General features: G+C 70.6%; 13 protein-coding genes and 2 pseudogenes. 12 read left to right on the plus strand and 3 right to left on the minus strand.

From position 1 onward, the window contains the following. The first annotated feature begins 32 nt into the window (after nt 1-32). From ACH4S7_RS05445 to ACH4S7_RS05485, 9 genes are all read left to right on the plus strand, one after another. Entirely contained in the window at nt 33-854 is an 822-nt protein-coding gene (locus ACH4S7_RS05445) for a DUF317 domain-containing protein (RefSeq protein WP_398519727.1), read from the plus strand. A gap of 61 nt (nt 855-915) precedes the next feature. Next, the gene (locus ACH4S7_RS05450; protein WP_398519728.1) at nt 916-1,431 is read left to right on the plus strand and encodes a hypothetical protein; all 516 of its coding nucleotides are present in this window, start codon (nt 916-918) and stop codon (nt 1,429-1,431) included. Beyond that, a complete protein-coding gene (locus ACH4S7_RS05455) occupies nt 1,428-2,198 on the plus strand; it encodes a DUF317 domain-containing protein (protein WP_398519729.1) in 771 nt (256 codons plus the stop codon). Before ACH4S7_RS05450 ends, ACH4S7_RS05455 begins: the two co-directional genes overlap by 4 nt. A gap of 36 nt (nt 2,199-2,234) precedes the next feature. Further along, complete coding sequence (locus ACH4S7_RS05460; RefSeq protein WP_398519730.1) at nt 2,235-4,022, plus strand: type IV secretory system conjugative DNA transfer family protein; 1,788 nt, start codon at nt 2,235-2,237, stop codon at nt 4,020-4,022. A 61-nt stretch (nt 4,023-4,083) separates the two neighbouring features. Continuing rightward, nucleotides 4,084-4,563, plus strand: a complete 480-nt coding sequence (locus ACH4S7_RS05465) for a hypothetical protein (RefSeq protein ID WP_398519731.1) — start codon at nt 4,084-4,086, stop codon at nt 4,561-4,563. A gap of 896 nt (nt 4,564-5,459) precedes the next feature. After that, on the plus strand, nt 5,460-6,338 hold the full coding sequence (locus ACH4S7_RS05470; RefSeq protein WP_398519732.1) for a hypothetical protein: 879 nt from the start codon (nt 5,460-5,462) through the stop codon (nt 6,336-6,338). Continuing rightward, on the plus strand, nt 6,284-7,615 hold the full coding sequence (locus ACH4S7_RS05475) for a DNA cytosine methyltransferase (protein ID WP_398519733.1): 1,332 nt from the start codon (nt 6,284-6,286) through the stop codon (nt 7,613-7,615). The genes ACH4S7_RS05470 and ACH4S7_RS05475 overlap by 55 nt, the downstream gene beginning before the upstream one ends. Next, nucleotides 7,615-8,748, plus strand: coding sequence for a DnaB-like helicase N-terminal domain-containing protein (locus tag ACH4S7_RS05480; RefSeq protein WP_398519734.1), 1,134 nt, complete (start codon nt 7,615-7,617; stop codon nt 8,746-8,748). Before ACH4S7_RS05475 ends, ACH4S7_RS05480 begins: the two co-directional genes overlap by 1 nt. Before the next feature lie 26 nt (nt 8,749-8,774). After that, a complete protein-coding gene (locus ACH4S7_RS05485; RefSeq protein ID WP_398519735.1) occupies nt 8,775-10,172 on the plus strand; it encodes a DUF317 domain-containing protein in 1,398 nt (465 codons plus the stop codon). A gap of 70 nt (nt 10,173-10,242) precedes the next feature. Here the strand turns inward: ACH4S7_RS05485 and ACH4S7_RS05490 are convergent, their stop codons facing one another. Beyond that, the gene (locus ACH4S7_RS05490) at nt 10,243-10,992 is read right to left on the minus strand and encodes a double-stranded RNA binding motif domain-containing protein (RefSeq protein WP_398519736.1); all 750 of its coding nucleotides are present in this window, start codon (nt 10,990-10,992) and stop codon (nt 10,243-10,245) included. Nucleotides 10,993-11,116: 124 nt separating this feature from the next. Between ACH4S7_RS05490 and ACH4S7_RS05495 the strand changes: the two genes are divergently transcribed. Next, the gene (locus tag ACH4S7_RS05495) at nt 11,117-15,418 is read left to right on the plus strand and encodes a DEAD/DEAH box helicase (protein WP_398519737.1); all 4,302 of its coding nucleotides are present in this window, start codon (nt 11,117-11,119) and stop codon (nt 15,416-15,418) included. Then, nucleotides 15,415-16,050: a hypothetical protein gene (locus tag ACH4S7_RS05500; protein ID WP_398519738.1), complete on the plus strand. Its 636-nt coding sequence runs from the start codon at nt 15,415-15,417 to the stop codon at nt 16,048-16,050. Before ACH4S7_RS05495 ends, ACH4S7_RS05500 begins: the two co-directional genes overlap by 4 nt. On the opposite strand, the pseudogene ACH4S7_RS05505 reads toward ACH4S7_RS05500, so the two are convergent. Then, nucleotides 16,047-16,163: pseudogene (locus tag ACH4S7_RS05505) on the minus strand (IS481 family transposase); the annotation flags it as partial. The gene ACH4S7_RS05500 and the pseudogene ACH4S7_RS05505 sit on opposite strands and share 4 nt — an antisense overlap. Here ACH4S7_RS05505 and ACH4S7_RS05510 point away from each other — a divergent pair. Next, a pseudogene (locus ACH4S7_RS05510) lies at nt 16,119-16,256 on the plus strand (transposase); the annotation flags it as partial. The pseudogenes ACH4S7_RS05505 and ACH4S7_RS05510 sit on opposite strands and share 45 nt — an antisense overlap. Nucleotides 16,257-16,558: 302 nt before the next feature. On the opposite strand, the gene ACH4S7_RS05515 reads toward ACH4S7_RS05510, so the two are convergent. After that, nucleotides 16,559-17,446 (minus strand): alpha/beta fold hydrolase, encoded by an 888-nt coding sequence (locus tag ACH4S7_RS05515; protein ID WP_398519739.1) that lies wholly within the window; start codon nt 17,444-17,446, stop codon nt 16,559-16,561. Nucleotides 17,447-17,905: the final 459 nt, after the last annotated feature.

The following is a 17,905-nucleotide window of genomic DNA, read 5'->3' on the forward strand; positions in this document are numbered from 1 at the left end:
CCGGCTCCGGCCACCGGACAGTGGAGAGCGCCGTGCTGAGCCAACGGCAGCTGGGCGTCTTCGCCTCCGATCACACCAGCTTCCTCGACGACATCGCGCCCCGTCATCTGGCCGGGCCGGGGGACGCCCGCCACGTCACCCACGCTCTGGCCGCCGCCGGATGGAAGGCGCAGTCCGACCCGCTCGCGCCGGTGGTCGACCTGGTCAGCCCCAACCTGCGCTACCAGCTGCGGCACGAGCCACAGATCATGGCGGGCGGTGCGACGTGGCGCCTGCGCAGCCATGACCCCCTCGACTACTGGCACGCGCAGTTCACCACGATCCCCGTGGAGATCCTCGCCGGCCTCACGGACCAGCTCTTTCTCCCGCCGCCCGCAGAGGAGACGCCCGGGGTGTGGGATCTGCTGGACAACGCCGGCTGGTCGCGAACCGCAATCAAGGACGGCACCGCGGCCCGTTCTCCCGACGGAATGGTCAGCTTCGAGAACCTGCGGATCACCAAGGGCTACGAGGACCGCGCCTGGCGCGTCCATGTCCGGTCCCGCCCGGACAAGGGGCCAGTGATCTGGAGCGCCTGGATCGCGTACGAGCCCCCGCCGCACCTGATCACGGGCTTGGCCGCCGCGCTCACCGACCCCGCACCCCTGCAGCGCAACTGGGGTCAAACCGAGGCCCACTACAGCGCCCGGCGCACCGACAGCAAGGTGACCCCCGAGGCGCACGTCGCGGCCCACCACACCCGTATCGACACCGTCCGAGCCCAGGTCCGGGCCACCCGCCGCGCCAACCCCCCAGCCAGCAGGGCACCTTCCCCCGGACCCACTCCCTCTCAATCTCTACGACAGGCAAGGTGACACCGCCATTTCCCCGCACGACCCACGTCCCGACGATCTCCTGGGCGTCTTCCTAGCCCGCATGAACCAGCTCCAGAGCGCGTGGGAGTCCCACATCGACCTCCACACCGACCCCGACGGCTGGCCGTTCGACGACGAGGCCCACCAGCAGGCCGAAGCCCGTCGCAACGCGGAAGCCTGGGCCGCGTTCGAGCCGATCGCGCTGATCGCCGCACGGCTCGTCACCTCCAGCGAGCAGCGCCGGCCCCGCGTTCCCTCCGATGTCAGTCAGCCCCGATGGGGCTGGCAGCTCGGCGTCCTCACCGCCGTCGCGCACCAGCTTGACGCGCTCAGCGCCTCGGCGGAGCAGGCTCTCAGCGACCTTCCGCCCGGTGCCGGGCCCGGCAGCGACGCATACGGCGCGGTGATCGCCGAGCGGAACGCTGCCGCGTGGCCCCGGCTGGAGGAGTGGGTCCTGCATGCTCCGGCCGTTGTCGGTATCCGCGCAGCCACGGCCGGGGCGGACCGTCCGCTGCTGACGACCAGCGCTCCCGCCCAGCCCGCGACCGTCCGGTCCTCCTCGGCGGTGCGCAGGTGACCGGGCCCGAGAGCGTCGAGGTCGACTTCATCGCACCGCGGCACCTGGCCGGCGGCGGAGATCCCGCCTGGATCACCGTGCCCCTGCACCGTGCGGCCGGCTGGAGTTACGGAGACGACCCTCTGATGCCGCGGGTCATCCTCTCCAGCCCCGGCCTGAAGGCGCTGCTGAAGCTGGAGCCCACCGCCGACGGCCAGTGGTGGATCCTCCACCACGCGTCCGCCGCCGGCCGGCCGGCCTGGCACGCGACCTTCGGCGGACGCACCCCGGTCGAGGCCATCGCGGGCTTCACCGACGCCCTCACCCACCCCCACACCGCCTCCGCCCACCCGGACCCATATGGGCCGCTGCTGGCGGAGGGCTGGCTCCCGGGACGCGACCACGACGGCCTGACGTCCCCGGACGGCTTCGCCCGCGTCGAGCACTTCACCGAGGGCAGCGCCGACAGCTGGTTCGTCACGACAGCGATCGGCGAGGACCCCGAGGGCCAGCTCTGGCAGGCCCGCTTCAGCGGCGCCACTCCCCTGCCGCTGATCGCGGGCTTCACGCGGGCACTCGCCGACCCCACCCCCCTGGCCCGAGACCTCCTGGATCTGTCGCCGCTGGCCCGGGCCCGAGCTCAGGTCACCGTCCGCGAAATTCCCTCAGCTGAGAGGGCCTTCGCGCTGGAGCACCGAGTCCAGCAGCTTACCGTCCCCTCCTCGGACGCACTGGAGGCGAGTCCGCGCGCTCCGCGCGTTCCGCCCCCTCCCCGCCACACCCGCTGATCCCAGCCCACCCCTTTCTCCCCTGGACCGCCTCGCTTGCCGAACTCCCCCTCCGCCCCCAGCCCGGGCACCGACCTGGCCTTCAAAGCCCTCCTCGGCGCCTTCGCCGTCGCCGTCCCGGCCGCCAACGCCGCCTGGCTCGGAGGCAACATCGCCGCCCGGATCACCGGCCGGCCGCAGGCCGCATATCAGCCCGCCGACGCCCTCCTGAACCCCGACCGGCTCTGGCCCGAAGCCGGGGAAACGTCCCTGCTCATCGGCACCCGCATCGCCCCCGCCGTATTCCTGATCCTGCTCGCCGTGATCGCCGCCGTGTGCTGGAGACGGCACAGAGCAGGCAGCGGCGGCCGGAAAAAGGTCGCCGGGATGGCCAGGGCAAAGGACGTCGAGCCGCTGCTCGCCAAGGCCATCGAGACCAAGGCCCGCTCCCTGCGCCCCAGCCTCAAGAAGACGAAGCACATCGCACCCTCCGACACCGGCATCCTCCTCGGCAACCTCCAGGGCACCCGGACCGAGGTGCGCATGGGATACGAGGACGTCGCCGTCGCGATCATGGCCCCCCGCTCCGGGAAGACCACCAGCCTGGCGATCCCGAGCATCCTCGCCGCCCCCGGCCCGGTGCTCCTGACCTCGAACAAGGCGGCCGGCGACGCCTACACAGCCACCTTGGACGCGCGGTCGGCGGTGGGGCGGGTGTGGTCGATGGACCCGCAGCAGATCGCCCACGCCGAGCGGACCATGTGGTGGAACCCCCTCGCCGACGCCAAGACCCTCGACGGCGCCGGACGGCTCGCCGGGCATTTCCTCGCCGCCAGCGTGGACGCCTCCCAGCAGGGCGACTTCTGGTCCAAGGCCGGCAGCAACATCCTGTCCCAGCTATTCCTGGCCGCTGCCCTGGACGAGCGGCCGATCACCGATGTGATGCAGTGGCTGGCCTTCCCCGCCGACCGCCGGCCCCTCGACATTCTCCGCGATCACGGATTCGCCGCCGTCGCCGCCCAGCTCAAGGGCACCGTCGAAGGTCCGCCCGAGACGAGGGACGGCATCTACGAGACCGCCCGCCAGTACGCCGCCGCCCTCCTCAACACAGAGATCGCCCGCTGGGTCACCCCCCAGGAAGGGGTCAAGGAGTTCCGGCCCACCGAGTTCGTCACCAGCAGCGACACACTGTTCCTGCTGTCGAAGGACGGCGGAGGCGGCGCGTCCGCGCTCATCGCCGCCTGCGCCGACTCGGTGATGCGGGCCGCGACCGCCCAAGCCGAACGCGCCGGCGGACGCCTCGACCCGCCGATGCTCGCGATCCTCGACGAGGCCGCGAACGTGTGCAAAATCAGCGATCTTCCGGACCTGTACTCGCACCTCGGCTCCCGGGGGATCATCCCGATGACGATCCTCCAGTCCTACCGCCAGGGCCAGAAGGTCTGGGGCGACGCGGGCATGGACGCCATGTGGTCCGCCTCCACCATCAAGGTCATCGGCTCCGGAATCGACGACCCGGACTTCGCCGACAAGCTCTCCCGCCTGATCGGCGACCACGACGTCGAGACCAAGTCCACCTCCACCAGCGACTCCGGCACTTCGACCAGCATCAGCATGCGGCAGGAACGGATCCTGCCCGCCGACGCCATCCGCGCCCTGCCCAAGGGCACCGCTCTCTGCTTCGCCACCGGCATGCGCGCAGCCATGCTCGACCTGCGCCCCTGGTACCTGGAACCCGGCGCCGACGCCCTGACCGCCGCCTCAGCCACCGCGTCCCGGGGCATCACCGCCCGCGCGGTCGCCAAGGCCGCACCCCAGCAGGGCGACTTCGGGAAGGCCGCGTAACCGAATCGCCCGCCCCCGGCACGGACCTGGCCGTTCATAGCCCTGAACAGAAAAAACCACCTTGTACGAACCCCACGACCTGGACGACCTGACCCCACACGCCGCGGTCGACGCCGTCATCGAGGACATCGCCGCCCACCCGGTCACCCCGGGTCCGGGCGGCCTGTTCACCGCCACCCGGCACATCAGCCTGATCAGCCACCTCGTGACCCGGTTCGCCGGGGACAGCCTCTCCTACGCCGAGCACGCCCACGAGCAGCCCTCCGGCGCATGGCGACCCGTCGAAGCGCTGACCACGGCGGCAGTACCCCTCGCCCAGGCCCTCACCCGGTATACCCAGGCCCTGGTCTCCCTCGCCGCGCTCTCCCGGCCGACCCCGCACACCTCCACCAAGGACGCGGTGGACCGGATCGATCTCCACCGCCATTTGCCGGCCATCGGCCACTGCCTCAGCGACGCCCGCACCGCCCTCAGCAGCCGTGTCACCGCAGCGCCCGGAGTCCCCCCGTCTCCCGATACGACCCCGGGCCGCCGCCGCTGACCGGACCACAGAAGCATCCGTCGTGTCCACGTCCCTGGCCGCCTCCGATCTTGCCAAAGCCCTAGCCGAAAACCCCTACGTGGGAGCCCAGTTTCCCGGGCTCCCACTCAACGAGAGTTCCATCCGGGTTGTCCGGCACGCCGAGGCCGTCCCAGTCATGACTGGGCACCTCGTCCGCTCCTCAAAGATCCGACTTCGGCCCCTTCCCCAAAGGAAACCGTGCCCACCCCCACCCCACCCAGCGACCAAGACCCGCAATCCCCCGCGCAGCAGGAGCCGGCCCCACGGCTCACACCCGCCCGACACCGGGCCCTGGAAGTCATCGCCCGCCACCACGTCATCCTGTACCGGTCCTTCAGAGGCCCTTTCCGCATAATCGCGACTGGAACTTCCGCCCGGATCACGATGCCCGTGTACGACGCCCTTGCAACTGCCCGTCTCATCACCCGAGATGTCGCCAGCAGCATCCACCTCGGCCAGCGCGTCCTCCTCACCCCCGCCGGGCACGCGGCCCTCGACGCCCTCGGCGACGCCCCGCCCCTGCATCCAGCCGCCCCGGCTCTTCCCGCGACGCGAGGACGCACCCGGTAGGCCCTTTCTTGGAATTCCCCACATCGACGCCCACGTCGACCGGCCGCCGGGCATCGCGCCCCTGGTCGACACGGTGGTCATCGGCACCCCCGTTGCTCGCGCCCTCGGCCAGGGCCCCGAGGGAGACGCGCGACCTCGTCGCCGCGTACGTGCAAGCCCTCCAGCACGCACCCCGCTGACGCGACCTGCCGCACCAGGCACCTCGCTGCCGCCGCCCTCCCCGCCCCCACTCGCCAGGAACCGTCATTTCCCCCACGCCACAATTCCGCGCTATTTCCCTCGGCGCGGGAATCCAGTCCAGCGCCATGCTTGCCCTCTCCGCCGAGGGCATTCTCCCCAAAATCGATTACGCCATCTTCGCCGATACCGGCTGGGAACCCAAAGCCGTCTACGAGCATCTGGACCGACTCGAAAGAGAGATAGCGATACCCGCAGGGATACCCATTCTGCGGGTATCGTCCGGAAATATCAGAGACGATGCACTCGATCCGCAGCATCGGTTCGCCAGCATGCCTCTCTATATACTCAACAAAGACGGCAAGGCCGGAATGACCCGGCGGCAATGTACTGGCGAATACAAGATCAAGCCAATAAAGAAGCAGGTCCGGAAACTTCTCGGCTACCCGTATCCGGCGCGCATTCCGCAGGGTGTGTTCGTCGAGCAGTGGGTCGGCATCTCCACCGATGAATTCCACCGAGCCAAGGACGCCGACGTCAAGTACATGCGCAACCGGCACCCTCTCATCACCGATTTGAACTGGTCCCGCGCCGACTGCATCCGCTACCTGACCGCCCGCGGACTGGCCAGCACCCCGAAATCCAGCTGCCTCGGATGCCCGTTTCACGGAAACGCACAATGGCGAAGCATTCGGGACTCCTCCCCCGAAGAGTGGGAGGACGTCGTCGCGTTCGACGCGGCGATCCGGCAGGGAAATGCCCGCGCGAACGCATCCGGAAACCCACTGCTCGGCCAGGCGTTTCTACACCGCTCCCGCGTCCCTCTCGACCAGGCACCGATCGACCATGTCACCGCTGCCGAATGGGCCGCCCGCCAGCAAGACCTCGACATCACGGTAACCGACTCGGACGAGTTGGAGCAGGGCGTCACCGGCGGCTGCTCTCCCTGGGCATGTCGCGGTTCGAACGCCGAGCCGGTGCGGGACGACTACGGGCTGGCCACGTGAACGGACTTGTTCTGGACCTGTTCGCCGGTCCGGGCGGGTGGTCGGTCCCTCTGTCGCGGTGGAGCGTGAGGGAAGTGGGTTTGGAATGGGACGAATGGGCCTGCCGCACGCGGGCAGCCGCCCGACTGCTCACCATCCGCACCGACATCGCCCTCTACCCGACGTGGGTCTTCTCCGGGCGCGTGCTGGGGCTGATCGCGTCCCCGCCGTGTCAAGCGTGGTCGATGGCGGGCAAGCAGCTGGGTCTGGTGGACCAGCCGCTGGTCCACCAAGCCGTCGCTGATCTCGCCGCCGGGCACGACACCCGTGAACGGTTGCTGAGCGCCTGCCGCGACGAGCGATCGTTGCTCGCGGCCGAGCCGATGCGGTACCTCCATGCCCTCAACAGCACCGGCGAGCCGGAGTGGGTGGCGATGGAGGAGGTCCCTCACGTCCTGCCCCTGTGGAAGCAGTACGCGGCGATCCTCCGTACCTGGGGATTCTCCGTATGGACGGGGATCCTGAACGCCGCCGACTACGGGGTGCCACAGACACGACGGCGGGCGATCCTCCTCGCCTCCCGAGTCCGGACCGCCGAGCCGCCCTCGCCCACCCATGCCAGGACCTTGGAGCCGGAGACGCTGTTCGGGCCCGGCCGTGAACGGTGGGTGAGCATGGCCGAGGCCCTCGGCTGGGGCGCCACCAACCGGCCGGTACCCACCGTCTGCGCCGGCGGAGGCCCAGGAGGCGGGCCCGAACCTTTCCCCTCCGGGTCCCGCAAAGCCCTCGCCGACGCCCGTGACCGCGGTGCCTGGACCCGGCAGGGGCCCGGGACCGGAATCGTTCTCAAATCCCGTCGCGAAGGGTCAGGATGGACCGAGCGGCACGGCACCCGCGAGAACCGTCCCGCCGACAGCCCGGCCCCCACCTTCACCGCAGAGGCGCACCGCTGGTCCTGGAGCCTGCGCAGCAACAACCAGGCCAACGCCACTGTCCGGTCCATCGAGGAGCCGGCCGGGACACTGTTCTTCGGCCATCGCGCCAACGAATGCGTCTGGGTCGCCGAGCCCCTCCCGGACGAGACCAGCGGGGACAGCGGGCCGACGGAATCGATCAGGATCACCGCCGCCGAGGCTGGCGCCCTGCAGACGTTCCCGACCGCGTACCCGTGGCAGGGCAACAAGGGGCAGCAGTTCTCGCAGATCGGCAACGCCGTCCCACCCCGGCTGGCCGCCCATCTGCTGGCCCCTCACCTCGGCAAGACCCTCACCCGCGACGACTTCATCCTGGCGGCCTGATGCCCGACACGATCGACCCGTGTGGCGACGGGACCGGTGCCGGGCCGGACGATCCCGAGCCGTCACCGCCTGTGCACTACGCCGAGCAGGCCCTCCTCGGAGCCCTGCTCCTGGAGCCCCACCGCCTCGGCACTCTCGGCTCGCTGGGGGCAGCCCAGTTCGGCGATCCCGCCCACGCTGCTCTGTTCGCCGCCATGGGCGCCCTCGCCCCGCCGGAGGCCGCCGTGCATGCAAGTGAACCGGTATGGCTGTCATCTGTTCTGGATCACGCGCGCCGTGACGCCCGCGGGCTCACCGCCGCCTACCTCCACGCGCTCGTCCAAGCCTGCCCGGATCCCCGGCACACGGCGGCCTACACCCAGATGATCCGCGCCGACCACGCCCGCCGCACGCTGCGCACCCACGCCGGAAGCCTCGCGCAAACTGCCACCGTCCCCGTCCAGCCGGACCCGGCCTCGGCCGTACTCGCCCAGGCCGACACTCTCGCCCGGTATCTCGACGACCTCACGGGACAGTTCGCTCCGCACCCCGGCTCCCTGCCCCGCACCCCAGCTCCCCCCGATCCGCCGCGGAACACCGGCTCGGACGTTCTGGACGAGGAGCGGCTGCTGCTGGCGACCGCGACCGCGCACCCCGGTGAAATGGCCCGGATGCGATGGCTGCTCCCGGTCGATTTCGCCCTTCCCGTGCACGCTGCCCTGTTCCACTGCCTGACCGCCCTCGCCCACCGTGGCGAGCCCATCGACCCCGTCACCGTCCTGTGGGAGGCCCAGCACCGCGGCCTCCTCCGGGACACCGCCCCGGCCCACATCCTGAACCTCCTCGCCACACCGGCCGGGTCCGTAGAGCACTGGGGCGGGAAGGTTCTCCAGCGCGCGCTGCTCCACCAGGCCCGCACCACCGCCAACCTCATTCGGTCATACGCCGACGACCCGGCCAACAGCGTCCACCAGCTCGTCACCGGCAGCCGCCGCGCCTTGGCCGACCTCACCGCCGTCCGCGCCCGGTGGCAGCACCAGCACCACGCTCCGCAGCCACCCAACCAGCGTCAGACCCCGAGAACCACCGCTGCGGCCCGCGCGGGCCCCTTGCGCACCACTGCCCCCTCCAGCCCGGCACGCACCAGCCGATAGCCCCCTCTGTGAAGAAGGAACCCCGCTTGCCTCGCACCCCTATCGCCCGTGTCCGTCTCGACCAGCATCCCGACCATCCCGGGGCGGTCACAGCAGCCCTCGCCGGCACCAGCGAGGGCACCGACACCGCCCGGGCACTGCTGGCCGGCCACGGTTTCCGCCCCCTGGACCCGGTGACCATGGTCCTGGCCCGGATCGACCATGAGGAACCCCACCACGCTCAGCAGGCGGCGACCGCCCTCCGGTCCGCCGGGGCCGCAGTCGAGATCACCCCCGGCCTGCAGGACGACATCGACACCGAGTGGACCTGGGCCGACTACCCCATGCCCTGGCTGACCCGCGACGAGATCCGCGAGGTCTCCCAGGAAGCACAGAAGATCCACGACGACATCGCCGCCGGACGGCTGATCATCCACCGCCACGCCCACGACGGACACACCATGGTCGCCGTCGGCACCTACCCCGGCGGCCAGAGCGTCCACCTCCACGGCGAGAACCACCTGCGGCAGACCACCCTGGCCTACGGCACGACCGGCGAGGCCCTGAACGAGTTCGACGATCTCTACACCGACGCCGTGCGCCCCGGCCCGGCACCCGCCACCGAGACGGAGCAGGGCGCGGCAGCCGCTCTCGCCGGCACGTCGGCCGTCGGCGCACGCGCGCCCAGCGAGACCGCGCCGGCCGAACCGGCGCCGCCCCGGACCGAGACCGTTCCGGTGTACGCCGCCGACCCCGGCGACCACGAAGCCCTTCTCCGCGAGTTCCTTGAGACCCAGGGCGAATGGGAGAAGTACCGGCCCTGGGACGAGACGACCGTCGCCAGTCACGAGAGCCTGACCCTGCGGGCGGAGTTCGTCCACGAGACCGGCCCGCGCGACACCGCCTGGACCGTCGCCGCCTACGAATCCCCCGTCGGAGAGCGCATCTGGCACGCCACCGCCACCTCCACGACTCCCGTCGAGATCATGCGTACCCTCCTCGACAGCATCGCCTCCGAGAATGCCTGGGGCCGCGGCCCTGACACCAGGATCACTGAGAAGACGCTCGCCGAGGCCACCCGTCCCCTCGCCGACGACGGCTGGCCGCAGAAGGCCGATGGCCACTACATGATGTGGACCGCCCCCACCAGTGAGCCGGCGGGGCTGCGGTTCGATGCCTTCGCAGCCCAGCGCCCGAGCGGCATCCTGCCCACCTGGACCCTGTGGGGCGGTAACACCGCCGACCAGCCCACCTGGGCCATCCACCTCTCCACCCACGCCCCGGCCCCGCTCCTGCAGGACCTCACCTTCGACCTCTCCCACGGTGAGGGCATCCGTTCCCTTCCGGTGTCCGCACCGGCCCGGCAGCCGAGCGGTCTCGTCAACACCGCTTCCCACAGCCTGCCGCCCGACGTCTCTCGTGCCCGCACTGGACGCGCACGGTGATCGTTGCGACCGGGTCCGGGCCGTCCCCGCCCCGGTATGACTTGAGGGACGGTGCGGTCCTTCCGCTGCGCTACTCCGCGTGCGGGCCACTCGTTGGTGTCTGGTGCTTCTCGCCGAGCATGCGTACGAGCTGTTCGGCGGCCCGGGTCTTCGCCTCAGACTTTCGTTTCGAACGGCCGCTGGCAGTGACCATAGTGTCTTCGTCGGCGCGGATAGCGGTGACGGTTGTGGTGAACTGGGGCGCGTGGGGCGGCCCCTGGTTGGCTGTCTTCCAGGTCAGGTCCAGGAGCATCCGGATCTGGGCGAGTTCGTTGATGGCGCTGACCGGTGAGCCTCCGAGGCGTTCGGCAAGGAAACCGGAAATCGCGCTGGGGCGTTGCTGACGGGCGTGCGAGGGGTTCTGGACTCCGGCGAGCATGCCGTGACCGTCGATGGCGATCCCTGCGGAGACGAGCCAGGATCGCAGCGTTTCGGTGCGCACGTCGATGGTGTCGCCCGCCTGCCGGACGGTGAGACCGCTGTGCATGAGGCCCAGGGCCCGCTCCACCAGTTCCCGGGCGTGATCGTTGAGGTGCAGTCGGTCTTGTGGGCCTGTCGTCTTCTCGCGCATCCGGTCCGAGCCGCGAGCGAGACAGTCGATCGTGCAGTACATGCCCTTACCGATCGCTCTCTCGTTGTTGCCGGCGGCTCGGTGGACGAGGTACCAGCCTGCGGGAACGTACTGCCCGCGCTCCAGGCTGCCGCAGACACGGCACTGGAACGGGCGTACCGGACGGCTTGGGCGGGGGACGGTGGCCCGATGGTGTTCGTGCCCTGACAAGACATCCTGCGAGCCGTCGGCCTCCTCAGCGGGTGAAGGTTCCGGTGACAGGATGGGCGACGCCTCCGCGACTCCACTCATGTGATTACACTCCGCACTCAATCATTGCTCTATGTAGTCTAGTGTGGCGGAGCGTGACCGGAACTTCGATGACCAGATACCCGCGCGCCGCGATCCGCGGAGGGCGGGCATGACCGCGGTGGGCACCTCGATGAGCTGGGTTCAAGCGCTCTACCGGCGGGGTGTACTGGACGAGGGCAACGCTGCGGAAGTCCGCCACCGGGCAGCCGCTGACGAACTGTCGCTGAGCGACCTGCGGATGCTCCTTCTCGTCCCCATCGACGGCGGCGGGTCGCGGGCCGCGCGTGAGGCGGCCTATGCGCGCGTGGTGAGCCGCCCCCATCTGGCTCCGAGCATTCTGTCCATGCACGCCCACGGTCTGGGCGTGCCGGTCAGGGAACCGGAATGGACTTCGGGCTCGTCCGCCGCCAAGGGGTTCACCGCCCGGGTCTCGATGGAGACCGGCGGGGTGGCGCATGAAAGCCGGTGGTGCACCGCGCGGACGAAGAAGGAAGCCCATCAGCGTGCTCAGGTCAGTCTGCTCGCGAGCCTCGCGGGGATCGCGGATGAGGACATCCCCGCTGTCGCCGTCGTGGGCGGGCCGGCGCTGCCGTTGCGGGAAGCCCCGTACGCGGCGCTGAGTGCCGCCGAGTTCCTGGCGGTGCTCGCCGGCCCCGAGGAAGAGGATCAGCGGGCACTGGCGGAGCACGTCGTGGTGCGGGCGCGTTCCGGTCTGATGACCCTGCCGCTGGCGGAGCGGCTGCTGTTCCGCAGCACGGGTGCCCTGTGGCGGTGCGCTCGCGAGGAGGCCCTTGCCGCGGTGCCGAAGGTGGACCATCAGACTGCGCTCGTCCTGCTGCAGCGTTTCGCGAAAGAGCAGGGACTGCGGGCGCCGCGTGATGAGGTCGCCCCCGCTCCGGCACGAGGGCAGTACCTGGCCAGAGCGGCGGTCGGTGACGGCGACGACATCGTGATCGGGCCGCCCTGCACGTCCCCGTCGAAGTCACAGGCCCTGCTCCTGGCCCGTGTCCACCTGCTGGCCAAGGTGACCGGTCTGCCCATCCCTGAGAAGCCCCCGGCCAGGGGAAGTGAGCTGGTGGTGTCGCAGACCAGCACGGCGGTCGGGGTTCTGCACGAGGCCCAGCAACGCGGCACGATCAGTGCCGTCAGCGTGACCGCCGAAGACGGCGGCGTCCCTTTTACGGCCCGAGCCTCGTGTGTTCACCAGGGCAACACGCTCACCGGATCGGGCAAGGGTCCGAGTAAGGCCGCCGCGCGGCAGGCGGCTGCGGAGAGCCTCGTCCTGATGCTGAACCACCAGCTCATCGACCCTCTGCCGCCGGGCCCGGAGCCCTCTCCTCCAGCAGCGGAATCCGCCGACGCCCCGGTGCCCGTCCCCGCAGTGCCACTGGCGAGGCCCGCGCAGGACGAGGCCGATGTGTCCGAAAGCAAGCCGCCCGTTCCGCCGGTCGATCCGGACGCCATCGGTCTCCAGCGGCGCCGTTCCCCTGCGGCGGCCCCCGCCGACCTGGTCCGGCAGGCGCTCGACGACGGCCGGGACCTGGCGTTCGACCAGTCCGCCGGCCCCCTGGAAGCGGGATGGCTGCTCCTGGACCCGCCCCGCGACGCCGAGGTCGACCCGGATGCCGTCGTCTCACGGCGACTCCTGCTGCCCGGTGGGGAGATCGACACCGTCCGATGCTGGCGTGTGGACCTCTCCGAAGTCCTGCCCTCTCTGCTGGCCGCCCCGGACACGGGCTGGAGCATGTCCGTGGAAGTGTGGGCCGAAGCTGCGCGTAGGGGGCTGGAGGCCATCGCCGCCGGCTGGGTCTATCCGGCGATCAGCGAAGCCGAGTCGCCTCACGAGCGGCAGCCGGTGTGGAAGTGCGGCCCGCTGCCCGCTGCCGTCCTGGTGCGCCTGGACGAACTGGCCAAGGAACTCGTCCACCTGCCCCGCAGCCTGATGGCGACTCGCGCGGAGCCCGGCCGCGAAGAACCCGCCGATCCCCTGGTCACACTGAAGTCGGCCTTGGACGCCCTCACCGACCGGTTCCTCCCCCCGCCCGCCGCCGACCTGCTGTTCGGCCTGCGCCCCTTCGCCAGCTCTGTCCGCTACCAGCACCCGGTCCCGGCGATCCTGCAGGACTGGGCGGATGCCGTCCAGGACGAGGTCCTTCCCGACGACGCACCGCCGATGATCCTGCGGATCGACTCCCCCCGAAGCCCCACCTCCACCCGCACCCACGGCACCCTCCAACTGCTGGGACATCCCGGTGATCCCGGCTCCGCCGTCGAGGCCCGCGACGTCTGGAGCGGGACACACCCCCTGCCCGATCCCGACCACGATCTGGCCTCCCGCACAGCCCGGGCGCTACGGCGTGCCGGTCACTGCTTCCCTCCGCTGCGACCCCTGGGCACTCAGGCCCGCCCCGACGCCTTCGTCCTCAGCCTCCAGGATGCCGTACTCCTGAAAGGCAGCGTCGGTGACCAACTGGCCCGCTCAGGGATTCAGGTCGACTGGACCAATGACTGGGCGAGCGAGCTCGGGATCACCGCCATTGTCGGCACCGGTTCACCCCTGCCGGCCGTGGAAGGCCGCATGGGCCTCGGTGAACTTCTCGACCGGCGCTGGCAGTTCGCCCTGGACGGCACCGTCCTGGAGCCCGCCGAGCTGGATGCCCTCGTCAACGCGGCGATGCCCTGGGTACGGCTGCGCAACCGGTGGATCCTCATCGACGACGACACCCGCGACAAGCTCCGCCACCGCTCCCTTCCGTCCCAGCCCGCCCGCCAGGCGCTCCTCGACGTGCTCTACGGCACCATCACCCTGGACGGACGGACCTACGCCTGCACACCGGCCGACGGACTGGCCGACCTCGTCGCGGAACTGAGAACCCCCACCCGCAGCACCGTGCCCGCACAGCGCAGCGGACCCACCCTCTTCCCGTACCAGGCCAGTGCCGTCCACCGACTCAGCCGCCTCCTCGACCTGGGCTTCGGCGGACTCCTCGCCGACGACATGGGCCTGGGTAAAACCGTCACCGCCCTCGCCCTGCACCTCAACCGCACCCAGCGGGCACCCGCCCCGACCCTCGTGCTGTGCCCCCAGTCCCTGGTCGACCAGTGGTGCCGCGAGATCACCGTCCACGCCCCCGGCACCCCTGCCGTCCGCTACCAGGGACCCCAGCGCTCACTCGCCGACATGCGCGAGAACGGCATCGTGGTCACCAGCTACCACCTGCTGCGCCAGGACCACGCCTCACTGGCCGACATCCCCTGGGGGCTGGTGATCGCCGACGAGGCACAGAAACTCAAGAACGACCGGACCCAGGTCGCGCGCCTGGCCCGCAAGCTCACCGGCCGGCGTCTCGCCCTGACCGGGACTCCCGTGGAGAACCAGCCCGACGAACTGTGGGCGATCATGGACTGGTGCAACCCCGAGCTATTCAGCTCCCGGGCCCAGTTCAACGCACTCTATGCCCGGCCGATCGAGCGTCCCAGCAGCAGCCCTGACGCCCGCCAGGCCATCGACCGCCTCCACCAGCTTCTCCAGCCGTTCATGCTCCGCCGCCTGAAGAACGATCCGGACCTCGGCATCGTCCTCCCCCGGAAGAACGAGACCACCCATCGCATCGGTCTCTCGCGGGAACAGATCGGGCTCTACGAAGGGCTCTCCCGCGACACCCTCAAGCAACTCCAGACCTACCCCTCGAACCCCCGCCGGGGCGAAGTCATCCTCAACCTGATCACCAGCCTCCGCAAAATCTGTATCAGCCCCGCCCACTACCTCGACGAACCCCTCGAAACCATCGCCGGAGACCCTCACGAAGCAGGTCGGCGCGCCCCCAAACTCGAAGCCCTGCACCAGCTCCTCCATCCCATCCGGGAGCAGGGTGAATCGGCCCTCGTCTTCACGACCTACGTCCACGCCGACAAGATCCTCGCCGCCTACCTCGCCGCACGCGGCCACCGGACCGCCGTGTTCGACGGGCAGCTCACCCCCACCCAGCGGACCACGGTCCTCGACGCCTTCAACAGCGACGCCGGGGGCGTCCTCGTCCTCACCCCGCAGAGCGGGGGCCTCGGCCTCAATCTGACCCATGCCAACCACGTCATCCACTACAACCGATTGTGGAACCCCGCGGCCGAAGAGCAGGCCAACGACCGCGTCTACCGCCTCGGGCAGAAACGCGACGTGCACGTCCACCATCTCGTCGCCGCCCACAGCATCGAAGAGCGGATCACCGCTCTCCTCGACCGCAAACGCGACCTCGCCAGAACCCTCCTGCCCCAGGGCGAGATCGACCTCGGCACCCTCGACGACTCCGAACTCCTCCGCCTCCTCACCCTGAGCGCACGCACATGAATCACGAGACAAACAGCAATCCGCCCCGGCCGCTGTGGAAGCACGACCTGCCCCCGGCCCCCGTCACAGTGGCCAGCGCCGAAGACATCGCCGACCTCGCGCGTGACGCCGCACAACGCGCCCGTGCCCTGCTGGACGGCCAGCGCTGCGACAACGACCCGATCGTCGATCTCGTACGCCTCCTGCACGGCCGCTCCACGGCTGACGCCGAAGCCGCTGCGGGCCGAGCGGGCATGCGCCTGGCCGAACTCCGCCGGCTCCGGGCGGCCTTCACCTTCGGTGGCACCACAGCCGTCCGCGTCGCCCTCCACCCCTCAAGCCCTGATCAATCCGCGCTCGACGAGGCAGTCCGGGCGATCGAGTCCAAGCGCGCAACGGCCACCGGCCCGCTGGAAGTGACCGACAACCGCATCACCGACCCCACAACCGGTGTCCAGATCAGACTCGGCCCCGACGACCTCTGGTATCCCTTCACCGCCAACGGAGACGACTGGGCACCCGCACCCCGCCCGGCATCGAGCCCCGCCGACGCGTACACCGCCGCCCGCACCGCGGTCCGCAACCGCGGCACCGTCAATCTGCGAGCCCAGCGAACCCCCGGACGAACACCGGCACCAAACCCCGTGTCCTAGGTGTATTGCCCTGTGAGGTTGGGGGCGCGGTTGGCGGGTGGTTTGCCTGCGAGTGCGGTGTGTCCGCGGTGGTAATTGCAGGTGGGGAGCCATCGGGGGAATGCGTCGCGCCGTTACTACCCGGGGTGGGTGTGCCGGGCGGGCGATGGGCGGATCATCGGACGGTGGTGAACGGGGTTCGGTATCGTACGCGGACGGGGATTCCCTGACGTGACCGGTCCGCACGGTACGGTCCAGGAGCAGCGGGTGTTCCCGTCCAGCCGCCGGGCACACTGGTCGCCGGTGCCGCCTCCTGGTCGGCACCATCGGCCGACACTCCCAGGGGACCGCGTCAGCCGCGTGGGCTCGGTGGCGCCGAAGCTCATCACTGGACCGCCGTCCGACCGTCTGACCGCCCGGCCTTCGGCTGTGCCCGGTGTGGGCTGCGTCCCGGGCGGACGCCCGTGCTCTTGGGCTCCGGCGGGGATTGAGTACAGCGGGACGGTCTGCGACAACCGGTTGCCACGGCCTACTGTGCCGGTCCGGCGTCCTCGTCACCGCTGATGCCTCCTTCCGCGGGGTGCGGGGCGCGGCCGGCGAGGGAGGCGAGGAGTTCGGGGTGTTCCTCCACGATGAGGTGCCCGGCTCCGGCGACGACCCGGAGTTCGGTTCCGAGGGTGTCGCGTACCGCGCGGTGCAGCCGTTCGGGCGGGAGGAAGACGTCGTGGGCTCCGGTGACGGCCAGCCGCGTGCACCGCCCGGGCGGCGGTTCGGCCCTGCCGGGCGCCCCGCTGGAGCGCGAATGCCGGGCAACGAGGGTCATCCACTCCACCAGCTCCTCACGCGGTTGGCGTCCGGGTGCGGACATGGCGCGCAGCAGGCGGGCGCTGCTCGCGGGGGTGGGCCGCAGGAACCAGGCGGCCGAGGCGGCCAGCAGGCGCGGGGGCACGCTGAGTCCGGTCAGTCCGGCGGGGGAGGCGAGGACGAGCCGCTCGATGTGCGGGGAATCGCAGGACAGGGCCACGGCGGCGCCGAAGGAGTGGCCCATCACCGTGACGGGGCCGGCGGCGGTCTGCTCGATCACCTCGCCCAGCCATCTGCCGTACCAGGACAACCGCCCGCCTGCGAGACCCCGTTCCCCTGAGCTGAGGCCGGGCTGGCCGGGGACGTCCGGCAGGATGACCCGGTGCCCCGCCGCGACCAGCGCCGAGGCCACCGGCAGCGACGCCGCCGCGTTGAAGTTGGTCCCGGGAACGAAGACCACCGGGCTCCCCGACCCCGCCGTCACCACATGCGTCCGCACACCGGAAACGCTCAACGTCACCCGCTCGTGCGCGACCGGCCACTCGTCGAGCCGCTCGGCACACCAGCGCCCGATGGCATCGCGCCCCGCGACGGAACGGTATATGGATCTCATCCCGGGAGTATGGCGACCGGAGAGGCCGGGGAACATCACGAGCCGAGTACGACCTTGTCGCACGGCATCACCGCGGGCGTCCGGTGACGCCACGAGAGCACCGACTCGGTCGCTGTCATCACCGCGGGCGAGGAGTGGCCATGGAGCTCCGAGGCCGGGGCGTACGCCTATCGGACCAGCACCGTACAAGTAGTCGTCGCCGCACGGTCCGGGGCCTCCGTTATCGCGGGCGGGTCCGGCCCCGGAGCGCCTTCGGGTGGCTGAAAGTGGTCAGTCACGGCGCGAGGCCGGGGTGGCCGGGGCCACTGGGTCGAAAGGGGCTTGAGGGGGTGGTGACACAGAAGGTGTTTCAAGCCATTGCTTGCAGCGGTGATATCGCCGGGCAGCGCCGATCGCTCTCACTCCGCGGGAGCGGGAAGCGGGGCCGCTCCTGGTCCTTCACATCCCCTGGCCCCGCGG

Origin of the sequence: Streptomyces sp. NPDC020965, from assembly GCF_044333555.1 — a bacterium.
Lineage (GTDB): Bacteria > Actinomycetota > Actinomycetes > Streptomycetales > Streptomycetaceae > Streptomyces.

What these genes read in the sequence shown, in the direction of transcription:
- ACH4S7_RS05475 (WP_398519733.1), top strand. Translation starts at nt 6,284, where the DNA reads ATGTCGCGGTTCGAACGCCGAGCCGGTGCGGGACGACTACGGGCTGGC.
- ACH4S7_RS05450 (WP_398519728.1), top strand. Translation starts at nt 916, where the DNA reads ATGAACCAGCTCCAGAGCGCGTGGGAGTCCCACATCGACCTCCACACC.
- ACH4S7_RS05470 (WP_398519732.1), top strand. Translation starts at nt 5,460, where the DNA reads ATGCTTGCCCTCTCCGCCGAGGGCATTCTCCCCAAAATCGATTACGCC.
- ACH4S7_RS05480 (WP_398519734.1), top strand. Translation starts at nt 7,615, where the DNA reads ATGCCCGACACGATCGACCCGTGTGGCGACGGGACCGGTGCCGGGCCG.
- ACH4S7_RS05515 (WP_398519739.1), bottom strand. Translation starts at nt 17,446, where the DNA reads ATGAGATCCATATACCGTTCCGTCGCGGGGCGCGATGCCATCGGGCGC.
- ACH4S7_RS05500 (WP_398519738.1), top strand. Translation starts at nt 15,415, where the DNA reads ATGAATCACGAGACAAACAGCAATCCGCCCCGGCCGCTGTGGAAGCAC.